Genomic DNA, 9,297 nt, shown 5'->3' with positions numbered 1-9,297 from the left:
ACGGTGCGATCCGTGCGCACGCCGCCCGGCTCACCTCCCGCCGTCGCCTCGACGGCACCCGGGAGGACTGGCTCTACCTCAGCTGCGGCAAGTTCAACGGCCTGTACGAGATGGACCAGTTGCAGTACCGGCTGGAGTTCCCCACCCACCCGGGCGGCCAGTTCGTCAACGCCGTGGTGGCCGGCCCGACCTGCGACAGCGACGACGCGTACGCGCAGGACGACGGCCTGGTCCGCGTCCCGCACGCGATCGGTTCCGGCGACCCGGTGTGGATCCACTCCTGCGGCGCGTACGCCACCGCCTACGCCACCCGTGGGTTCAACGGCTTCGCGCCGCTGCCGCACACCTGCATCGGTGGGCACCGCAACGGAGGAAACGCATGAGCGAGTACCGCATCCGACTGCTCCGGGAGGAGGACTGGGACGAGGTGGTCGCGCTGGAGGAACGCGCCTACGCCGCGAGCGGCCTGTCCGAGGGCCGCGAGGCCCTGCGTTCCCGACACCGCGCCTCGCCTTCGACCTGCTTCGTGCTGGAGTACGCGGGCAGCCTGGGTGGATACCTGCTCGCCCTGCCGTACCCGCTCTTCCGCTGCCCGGATCTGAGCCTGGCCGAGGACGGCGCGGTAGGGGAGAGCCACCGGGGGAGCAACCTGCACACCCACGACGTGGTGATCACCGAGAAGTTGCGCGGCCGGGGCCTCGCCCCGCGGATGATGCGTCACCTGCACGGCACCGCGCCGGCGGCCGGCTACCGGACGGTCTCGCTGGTCGCCGTCCTCGGTGCACAGGCCGTGTGGGCCCCCCTGGGCTACCATGCCCGGCCCGAGATCGGGCTGCCCGCGAGCTACGGCGCCGAGGCGGTCTACATGGCGAAGCCGCTGGAACCCGCTGTCACCGATCCGACTCTCGGGTCCTCACCCAGAGCCGAAGTGGGCTGATGCAGACGTCCCCCGTACCCGACGAGTTCCGCCGCTCCCAACCGGCCACCTGCGGCCCGCTCCTGGCGCCTCACGCTCCCCGGCGATGAGCAGGTTCTCGACCTGCTCATCGCCGGGGAGCCGACGGCGCGGAACCGATGCTCGTCAGTAGCGCCAGCGGACGGCCTCGATGACGTCCGCATCCGTGTGCATCGCGAACAGCTCCGCCTCCGCCCGCCGGACGGCCAGCACGGTCTCGTACAGCTCTGGGCCGAGCGCCTGCCGGAGCAGTGCAGACTTCTCGTACGCGTCGATCGCCTCCGGCAGGCTCGCCGGGAGGCGCTCGGCGTCGCCGAGGGCGGCGGGGTCGCTCGTGGTCTCGGGCGGGAGGGGCAGGCCGGCGTCCAGGCCGGCGAGCCCGGCGGCCAGCACGCCGCCGACCGCCAGGTACGGGTTGGCGGCTGCGTCGAAGCACTTGACCTCGGCGTTGGCCTGCCCGGCGGCGGAGCCGGCGATCAGGCGCAGTGCCGCCTCACGGTTCTCCAGGCCCCAGCAGCGGTAGGCCCCGGCGAAGTGGGAGGGGACCAGCCGCAGGTAGGAGGCGACGCTGGGCGCGCCGAGGGCGAGCAGAGCGGGAAGCTCGGCCAGGACGCCCGCGAGGAACTGCTCGGCCTCGGGATGCAGCCCGTGGCGGCCGGGGCCGCCGTGCCCGAGGTTCCGGCCCTGGCGCCAGAGGCTGAGGTGCAGGTGGCCGCCGTTGCCGATGGCGCCCTCGGTGAAGAGGGGCGCGTACGAGACCCGCAGGCCGTGCCGGGCGGAGACGGCCCGGATGGTGTGGCGCACCAGCATCGTGGTGTCGGCCGCCTCGACCGGCCCCTCGGCGGCGACCGAGACCTCGAACTGCCCGGCGCCGTACTCGGGGTGGACCTGGAGTACGGCCACCCCCTGGGCGGTGAGGGTGCGCAGCACCTCCCGCAGGTAGTCGGAACGCTCGATGAAGCGGGTCATCCCGTACGCGGGCCCGGTCGTGGCGGGGGCCCCGGTGGCGTCGGCCACCACCCACTCGATCTCGATCCCGGCCTGCACCGAGAACCCGCGCCGCTCCACGGCCTCGGTGGCCCGGCGGGCGAACTGGCGCTGGCAGCCGGGATGCGGGGTGCCGTCCTGGGTGTAGCGGTCCGCCGGCGCCCAGGCCCAGCCGGGTTGGGCGGCGAGCGGGGTGAGCCGGTCGAGGTCGGGGACGAGCCGCAGGTCGCCCACCGGGCCGGTACTCGATGGCGAAGTGGCGAAGGAGTCGTCCACCAGGGCGACGTCGAAGCAGGGAACGGCGCCGACACCGTACTCGGCGGCGTGTTCGAGCCGGGTGAGCGGGACGGACTTCACCCGGGTGAGTCCGGCGTTGTCGACCCAGCCGAACACCACCCCGTCGATTCCGTCGGCGGCGAGCTGGGCTTCGGCCGCCCGGGCCTGGGCGGCCCGCTCGGCTCGGGGGTACGTGGTGGTCATGCCGCCCATGCTGGCGCCGGCAGCAGCCGGTGCGTGAGAGATCAGCCGGGAGTTCACTCGTCCGTGAACGGCCGGATCTGCGACGTGACACAGGACAGGCGCGCGGGGAGCTTCGGGTGACGCCCGGCCTCTGATCTCGCGCGGTGCGTTCTCGGGCGATGGCGGGGAGGAGAACGTGGCGTCGGGGCGGACGGATGGGGGAAGAAGAATGGGAGGAATCGGTTTTCGAGCGCCGTTGCGGAGGACCGATGCGACGGGACGGACGGATGGCGAACTCCCTGCTCGCGCTGCTGAGCCGGGACTGGCTGGGGGTGCCGGTCGCGCTGGTGGTGGCGGGGGTGGGCGGCGGCCTTGTCGGAGTGGGGGCGGCCTGGGCGGTGGCGCTCGGTGGCCTGGCGATGGCTGTCGGTGTGCTGCTGGCGGCGGGAGCCGTTCGTCATCTGGTGCTGGTGGCCCGCGAGGGGCGGGAGAATCCGCCGCCGGGGCGCCTGGTCGATGTGGGTGGTCACCGGATGCACGTCCTCGCCGAGGGGGAGGCCGGGGGCGGGCCGACGGTGGTCTGGATGCCCGGCGGGCACGCCCCTGGTGAGGAGTTCCGGGAGCTGCACACGATGCTGTCGGCCCGGGGCCGGTCAGTGCTGGTCGACCGCCTGGGGACGGGCTGGAGCGACGTCGGGCCCTTCCCCCGGACGACGGCGGCCGAGGCGGAGGAGCTGCCGGCAGCGCTGGAGGGGGCGGGGGAGCGGGCCCCTTTCGTGTTCGTCGGTCATTCCTTCGGCGGGTTGCTGGTCGCGAACGTGGCCAGGCGCCGGCCGGATCTGGTGGCGGGGCTCGTGCTGCTGGATCCGACGCCCCTGGAGGTCATCGCCTTCGCGCCGCCCAACCGGCAGTTCGCGGCGATGCGCCGCGGCTTCCTGCTGACGGCGGTGCGGCACCTGTTCGGCGCGCACCGCGGCCCAGGCGGCCGGGTCGGGCAGGGCTGCGCCGCCGCGTCGATCTTCGCCGAGCTGTCGCCGTCCGGGTTGGCGAGGGTGGGCTGGGAGACCGTGGTGTACGACGGGGATCTCGGCGACCTGCCGCTGGTGCTGGTGATACCCCGGGACCTCACCGGCGGCGAGGCGGTGCTGGCCGCCGCCGGAAACGCCGCCGAGGCCGAGCGGATCAGTCGCTTCTACCTCCGCAGCAGGGTGCGGTACCTGGCGGCGTCGACGGCGTCCCGACTGGTGCACACTCCGGACGGCACCGGCCACGACTTCCCGCACGAGGCGCCCGAGTTCGTGGTCGGCGTGGTCGGGGACCTGGTGCGGGAGCTGCGTGTGATCACCCCATGACCGTCCGCGCCGAGCCTGCCCGGACCGGGCGTCGACGGGAGAAGGCGCCCAGGTCCACGACGTTGCCGGTGTGTTCGCAGCGGTAGCGGACCGGGTCACCGTCGTGGTCGTGGCCGGATTCGACCGATTCGATCAGGGCCGCGAGGAAGCGGCCCACCAGCGGAGCGTTCTTGAACTGGTTGCCGCTGGTGCCCATGGCGACGTAGTAGCCGTCGAGGGCGGTTCGGTCGTAGATCGGGGTCCAGTCGTCGGCGACGTCGTACACCCCCGCGACTCCGAGCGGCCGGCTGGGGACGCCGATCGCCGGGAAGCGGCGGGCTGCCCGGGTCACCTGGGTGCGGAAGCGGTGTGCGGTGGGGCGGGGGTCGGCATTGTCCGGATCGTCGATCCACTCGTGCGGGTCGCAGTCCGGCTCCGTCCCGCCGACCAGGAGGTGCCTGCCGGGGGCGGGTCTGAGGTAGGTGCCGAGGTCGAGGTCGGCGACCACGGGGCCGGGGCCGGCGGCGTGGCCGTCCGGCGCGACGACCTGGTGGACCTCCTCGCGTAGCGGGCGCACGCCGATCGTGAAGTCGCCCCCGACCCCCGCCAGCCGGTTGAGGCCCCCCGACCACGGTCCGGCGGCGTTGACCACGACCGCGGCGGTGATCCGCGTCCCGTCGGCCAGGCCGATGCCCGTCACCCGGTCCGCGTGCCGGTCGACGGCCACCACGGTGTGATGGAGGAGGAAGCGGGAGCCCAGCTCGCTCGCCGCGTCCGCGAGGTTCTGGGCGGCGAGCTGCGGGTCGTCGACGTACCCGGCGTCCGGGGTGAACAGGGCGCCGAGCTCACCGGCCGGGCCGGCGAAGAAGGCGTCGTCGTCCACCGGCTTCGGAGGCCAGTACCGCCCGGGATCGATCCCGGGAAGGCTCCCGCGCAGCGTCGGGGTGTCCCAGCGCTCGTACGGGACGCCGGCGCGGTCGAACAGGGCGGTGACCTCGGACGGTACGACCGCGGGGGAGTCGAGCAGCACGGCGCCGGTGCGGTGGAAGACGGCGAGCGGGCGGCGGCCGGCGAGCCGCAGGTGGTCGGGCCAGGACGTCCAGAGGTGCTGAGCCTCCCAGGCCGTGGCGACGCCGTCGAAGGTGGAGAAGTTGAACCGGATGATCGCGCTGGAGGCGCTGGTGGAGCCGTGGCCGACGGCACCCGCCTTGTCCACGACGACCACCTGCCGCCCGGTGCGCGCGAGTTCGAGGGCGACGGCCGCGCCGATCACCCCGGCTCCGACGACCACCGCGTCCGGGTGCATGACGGTCATGACGGCCTCTCCTCGGGTGGGGGTGTGCGCAGGGACGGCACGGAGGCGAGCAGTGTCCGGGTGTACGGGTGCTGCGGGGTGCGCAGGATGGCCTCGGTGGGGGCGGTCTCGACGATCCGGCCGTGCCGCATGACCGCCACCGTGTCGGAGACGTGGCAGACCGCCGGCAGGTTGTGGCCGATGAAGAGCATGGACAGCCCGAGCCGTCGCTGGAGTTCGCGGATCGTGTTGAGTACGGCGGCCTGCACCGAGACGTCGAGCGCCGAGGTGATCTCGTCGGCGATCAGCAGGCCGGGTTCGACGGCCAGGGAGCGGGCGATGGCGACTCGCTGGCGCTGCCCGCCGGACAGTTGACGCGGCAGGCGGTCGGCGAGCCGGGGGTCCAGGCCGACAAGGCCGAGCAGCTCGGTGACGCGCTCGGCACGGCTGGGCCGGTCGAGTCGGCGGAAGACGGTGGCCGCTTCGACGAGCGCCTGACGGACCGTCATCCGCGGGTCGAGCGCGGTGTCCGGGTCCTGGAGGACGACCTGGACCAGGCGGCCGAGCCGACGCCGGTCGCGGACGGTGCGGGCGCGGACCTCCCGGCCGTCGAGCAGGACCCGGCCACCGTGCACGGGAGTGAGGCCGACGACCGCGCGGGCCAGGCTCGACTTGCCGGAGCCGGACTCGCCCACGAGCCCGAGCGTGGTGCCGGACGGGACCTCCAGGGACACCCCGTCGACGGCGGCGACAAGGCCGTGCGGGCCGTGGTGGCGGACAGTGAGGTCGGAGACCTGAAGGGTGGTCACAGCGCGACCACCTCCGCCGCCACCGGTACCGGATTCCAGCAGGCCACCCGGTGGACCGCGTCGAGGTCCTCCAGCGGCGGGGCCTCCTCGGCGCAGCGGTCCTGGCGGCGCGGGCAGCGGGGCGCGAACGGACAGCCCGGGGCGGGAGAGAGCAGGTCGGGCGGCGTTCCCGGCACGGTCGGCAGCGGCCGGTCGCGGTCCGCGGTGAGGTCCGGTACCGATTCGACCAGTGCGCGGGTGTAGGGGTGCCGGGTGCCGGCCGTGAGACGGTCGGCGGGCAGGGCCTCGACGATGGTGCCCGCGTACATCACCAGGACCCGTTCGCAGAACTCGCCCACGAGCGCGACGTCGTGGCTGATGAACAGGATCGCGGCGGAGGTGTCCCGCCGGATGTCGGACATCAGCCGGATGATCTGCCGCTGCACGGTGACGTCGAGCGCGGTGGTCGGCTCGTCGGCGATGATCAGGCCCGGCCGCACCATCAGCCCGGAGGCGATCATCACGCGCTGGCGCTGGCCCCCGGAGAGCTGGTGAGGGCGTGAGCGCAGCAGTGCCGGAGGCAGTGCGACCCGGCGCAGGGCGTCGGAGGCCTCCGAAGCGGCCTGCGCGCGGCTCGCGCCGCGGTGGGCCCGGGCGGTCTCGGTGAGCTGGGTGGCGACCCTCAGGGACGGGTTGAGCGCCGAGGCCGGGTTCTGGAAGATCACCGCCAGACCCGTCGCGAGGTGGTGGTCCCGTTCCTTGGGTGTCAGGGCGGCGAGGTCGACACCGAGCAGGCGCAGGGTGCGCCGGGACACCCGGGCCCCGGGCGGGAGCAGGTCGGCGATGGCGAACGCGGTGAGCGACTTGCCGGAGCCCGACTCGCCGACGAGCCCGACGATCTCGCCCGGCCGCAGTGCGAGGCTCACACCGCGCACCGGCCGGATCGTGCCGTCAGGAGTGGGGAGTTCGACGTGGAGGTCCTCGACCTGGAGCACCAGGCCGTCCTCGGCGGGGCCACTCGGGGCGAGCGTCGGTGCGGGCGTGCGCGTCGCCGGGCCGCGGCGGGCGACGCTGCCGGCCAGGACCTCGCCGAGCAGCTGGAAGGTCAGGGCCGCGTAGACGATGGCCAGGCCCGGAGCGAGAGCCGGTAGGGGGGCGGCGTAGATGCGGGTGAGTCCCTGGTTGAGCAGCTGCCCCCAGTCGTACCCGGGCGGTTGGACGCCCAGGCCGAGGAAGCTCAGCCCGGAGAGTGCGACGAGGGCGGTGCCTGCCGCGGTGGTGGTGCTCAGCAGCAGGGGCTCGGCGATGTTGGGCAGGACGTGCCGCCACAGCAGCCGGTGGCGGCGCAGGCCGAGCACCCGGCCGGCGGCCAGGTGGTCGGTGCCCGCCACGCCGGCGGCGAGGGTCTGGGCGAGTCGGGCGAATCCGGGGACGCCCGCGACCGCGAGGGCGAGCACCGCCCCGCCGGCGCCCGCGCCGAACACGACCGCGAGGAACATCGCGACCAGGAGCGCGGGGAAGGCGAGCAGGAGGTTGATCAGCCCGGAGAGCAGCCGACGGGCGCGCAGGCCGACGACGGCGGTGGACGCCCCGAGGAGGACGCCCCCGGTCGCGCCGAGCAGGACCGCCGCGAGTGCGAGGAACAGGGAGGACCGGGTGGCCGTCAGGACCCGGGCGAGCAGGTCCCGACCGAGGTTGTCGGTGCCGAACGGGTGCGCCGCGGACGGGCCCTGGAGCACCGCCGAGGGGTCCGGGCGGTCGGCAGACGCGCCCCAGACGAGCGGGCCGACCAGTGCGAGCACGACCAGCGACGTCAGCATGGCCGCCGTGACCCAGGCCATGGGCGAGCGCGGGCGTCCGAGTGGAAGGGGCATGGTCACGTCTCCCGGATCGCCGAGCGGGGGTCGAGCACGGCCAGCACCACGTCGACCAGGAGGCCGGCGAGCAGCACGGTGGTGCCCAGCACCAGCACCATCGCCTGGACCACCGGGTAGTCCTGCGCGACCACGGACTGCGCCATGGCCGAACCGATGCCGGGCCAGTCGAAGACCTTCTCCACCAGCACGGTGCCGGCGATCAGGGCGGGCAGCAGGACCCCGGCGACGGTGAGTGTGGCGGTCGCCGTGTTCGGCACCGCGTGCCGCAGGTAGCGGCGTGCGGGGGACAGCCGTTTGCTCCGCGCGGTGCGCATGTAGTCCTCGTCGAGCACCTTCAACACTTCCACCCGGACGATGCGCACCAGGACGGCGGTGGGTGCGAGGGAGAGCGCGAGGACCGGCAGGACGAATGATTCGACGCCTGCCGCGCCGGCCACCGGGAGCAGCTGGAGGCCGACGGCCAGCAGCGCGGTGAGCCCGGCGGCCAGGACGAAGTCCGGCACCCCGGCCAGACCGGCGGTGACCGCGGTGAATGCCAGCTCGGTGCGCGGATGCCGGCCGTCGCGGGTGCGGACGGCGGCCAGCAGGCCGGCGGGCAGGGCGACGGCGAGGGTGACCAGGAAGGCGAGGCCGGCGATTTCCAGGGTGGCCGGCAGCCGGGTCCGGACCAGCTCCGCGACGGGTGCCCCGGTGACCAGCGAGGTACCGAGGTCGCCGTGCAGGAGGCCGCCGAGGTAGTGCTGGTACTGGGACAGGAAGGGTGTGTCGAGCCCGAGGTCGTGCCTGCGGGCGGCCACCAGGGACGGGGCGGCGTCGACGCCGAGGGCGGCGCGGACCGGGTCGCCGGGGACGAGGCGGATCATCGCGAACGACGCGGTGAGCACGACCCCGAGGGAGAGGATCAGCCGGACGGTGCGGCGGCCGAGGAACACCGTCCAGGGGTGCCGCAGCAGCGGGGGTACGGACATGGTGGGACCCGTCACTGGTGGAGGCGGATGCTGGTGGGGATGAGCTGGCCGCCGAAGGTGGTGGCGAAGGTGGTGCGGTAGCCGTACACGGTGCTCCGGCCGTCGGCGATCGGTAGCGCGTCGGCCGAGCGGAAGAGGGCGGCGGCGGCCCGGTTCCAGGTGCCGCAGCCCGCGGTGTCGGTCTCCCCGAGGGCCTGGGCGACCAGCGCGTCGTACTCGGGGTTGGTCACACCCGCGAAGTTGAGGCCCTGGGCGGGGGTGGGGCCGGAGAAGAACGGGATGAAGCCGACCGGCAGGGCGAAGCCCGGCGAGGTGCCGACCACCACGTCGAAGTCACCGCTCCGGTACATGGCGTTGACGAGGGCGGGCAGGCTCTCGGTGACCAGGTCGACCTTCGCGCCGAGCGCCGTCCAGTCCCGGGCCATGAGCTCGGCGACGGAGGGCAGGGTGGGACCGACGTCGGGGCTGGTGATCAGACGGAGCCGGAGCGCCCGGCCGTCCTTGGTCAGCCGGCCGTCGGTGGAGCGGGTCCAGCCGGCGGCGCGCAGCCCCTCGGCGGCGTCCTGCGCGGGCAGGTTGGCGGCGGCGAGGTCGGCGTGGCAGACGGCGCCCTCGGCGCCGAAGTCGGTGGCGGGCCG

7 protein-coding genes and 2 pseudogenes are annotated in these 9,297 nt (G+C 74.2%); 3 read left to right on the top strand and 6 right to left on the bottom strand.

The genetic code is table 11. The features are described from left to right. Together KS423_RS29495 and KS423_RS29490 are read left to right on the top strand one after the other, a co-directional pair. A pseudogene (locus tag KS423_RS29495) lies at positions 1 to 383 on the top strand (type III PLP-dependent enzyme); the annotation flags it as partial. Then, positions 380 to 937 carry a GNAT family N-acetyltransferase gene (locus tag KS423_RS29490; protein WP_224282825.1) on the top strand — a complete coding sequence of 186 codons (558 nt, stop codon included), beginning with the start codon at positions 380 to 382 and terminating at the stop codon, positions 935 to 937. The pseudogene KS423_RS29495 and the gene KS423_RS29490, both read left to right, overlap by 4 nt. Before the next feature lie 144 nt (positions 938 to 1,081). Here KS423_RS29490 and KS423_RS29485 read toward each other — a convergent pair whose 3' ends face one another. Continuing rightward, on the bottom strand, positions 1,082 to 2,422 hold the full coding sequence (locus tag KS423_RS29485; RefSeq protein WP_224282824.1) for a glutamine synthetase family protein: 1,341 nt from the start codon (positions 2,420 to 2,422) through the stop codon (positions 1,082 to 1,084). Between the two features lie 266 nt (positions 2,423 to 2,688). Between KS423_RS29485 and KS423_RS29480 the strand changes: the two genes are divergently transcribed. Further along, a complete protein-coding gene (locus KS423_RS29480) occupies positions 2,689 to 3,753 on the top strand; it encodes an alpha/beta fold hydrolase (RefSeq protein WP_224282823.1) in 1,065 nt (354 codons plus the stop codon). Here the strand turns inward: KS423_RS29480 and KS423_RS29475 are convergent. The 5 genes and pseudogenes from KS423_RS29475 to KS423_RS29455 all read right to left on the bottom strand — a co-directional run. Continuing rightward, positions 3,743 to 5,047: an FAD-binding oxidoreductase gene (locus KS423_RS29475; protein ID WP_224282822.1), complete on the bottom strand. Its 1,305-nt coding sequence runs from the start codon at positions 5,045 to 5,047 to the stop codon at positions 3,743 to 3,745. The two genes, KS423_RS29480 and KS423_RS29475, sit on opposite strands and share 11 nt — an antisense overlap. Further along, positions 5,044 to 5,835, bottom strand: coding sequence for an ABC transporter ATP-binding protein (locus KS423_RS29470; protein WP_224282821.1), 792 nt, complete (start codon positions 5,833 to 5,835; stop codon positions 5,044 to 5,046). The genes KS423_RS29475 and KS423_RS29470 overlap by 4 nt, the downstream gene beginning before the upstream one ends. Then, positions 5,832 to 7,655 carry a dipeptide/oligopeptide/nickel ABC transporter permease/ATP-binding protein gene (locus KS423_RS29465; RefSeq protein WP_374120049.1) on the bottom strand — a complete coding sequence of 608 codons (1,824 nt, stop codon included), beginning with the start codon at positions 7,653 to 7,655 and terminating at the stop codon, positions 5,832 to 5,834. Before KS423_RS29465 ends, KS423_RS29470 begins: the two co-directional genes overlap by 4 nt. A 35-nt stretch (positions 7,656 to 7,690) precedes the next feature. Next, positions 7,691 to 8,659 carry an ABC transporter permease gene (locus KS423_RS29460; RefSeq protein WP_224282819.1) on the bottom strand — a complete coding sequence of 323 codons (969 nt, stop codon included), beginning with the start codon at positions 8,657 to 8,659 and terminating at the stop codon, positions 7,691 to 7,693. Positions 8,660 to 8,670: 11 nt separating this feature from the next. Continuing rightward, positions 8,671 to 9,297, bottom strand: a pseudogene (locus tag KS423_RS29455) (ABC transporter substrate-binding protein); the annotation flags it as partial.

The organism is Streptomyces sp. LS1784, assembly GCF_020103755.1.
GTDB lineage: Bacteria > Actinomycetota > Actinomycetes > Streptomycetales > Streptomycetaceae > Kitasatospora.
This window is presented reverse-complemented; position numbering and strand designations above follow the sequence as displayed.

What these genes read in the sequence shown, in the direction of transcription:
- KS423_RS29490 (WP_224282825.1), top strand. Translation starts at nt 380, where the DNA reads ATGAGCGAGTACCGCATCCGACTGCTCCGGGAGGAGGACTGGGACGAG.
- KS423_RS29460 (WP_224282819.1), bottom strand. Translation starts at nt 8,659, where the DNA reads ATGTCCGTACCCCCGCTGCTGCGGCACCCCTGGACGGTGTTCCTCGGC.
- KS423_RS29485 (WP_224282824.1), bottom strand. Translation starts at nt 2,422, where the DNA reads ATGACCACCACGTACCCCCGAGCCGAGCGGGCCGCCCAGGCCCGGGCG.
- KS423_RS29480 (WP_224282823.1), top strand. Translation starts at nt 2,689, where the DNA reads ATGGCGAACTCCCTGCTCGCGCTGCTGAGCCGGGACTGGCTGGGGGTG.
- KS423_RS29465 (WP_374120049.1), bottom strand. Translation starts at nt 7,655, where the DNA reads ATGGCCTGGGTCACGGCGGCCATGCTGACGTCGCTGGTCGTGCTCGCA.
- KS423_RS29475 (WP_224282822.1), bottom strand. Translation starts at nt 5,047, where the DNA reads ATGACCGTCATGCACCCGGACGCGGTGGTCGTCGGAGCCGGGGTGATC.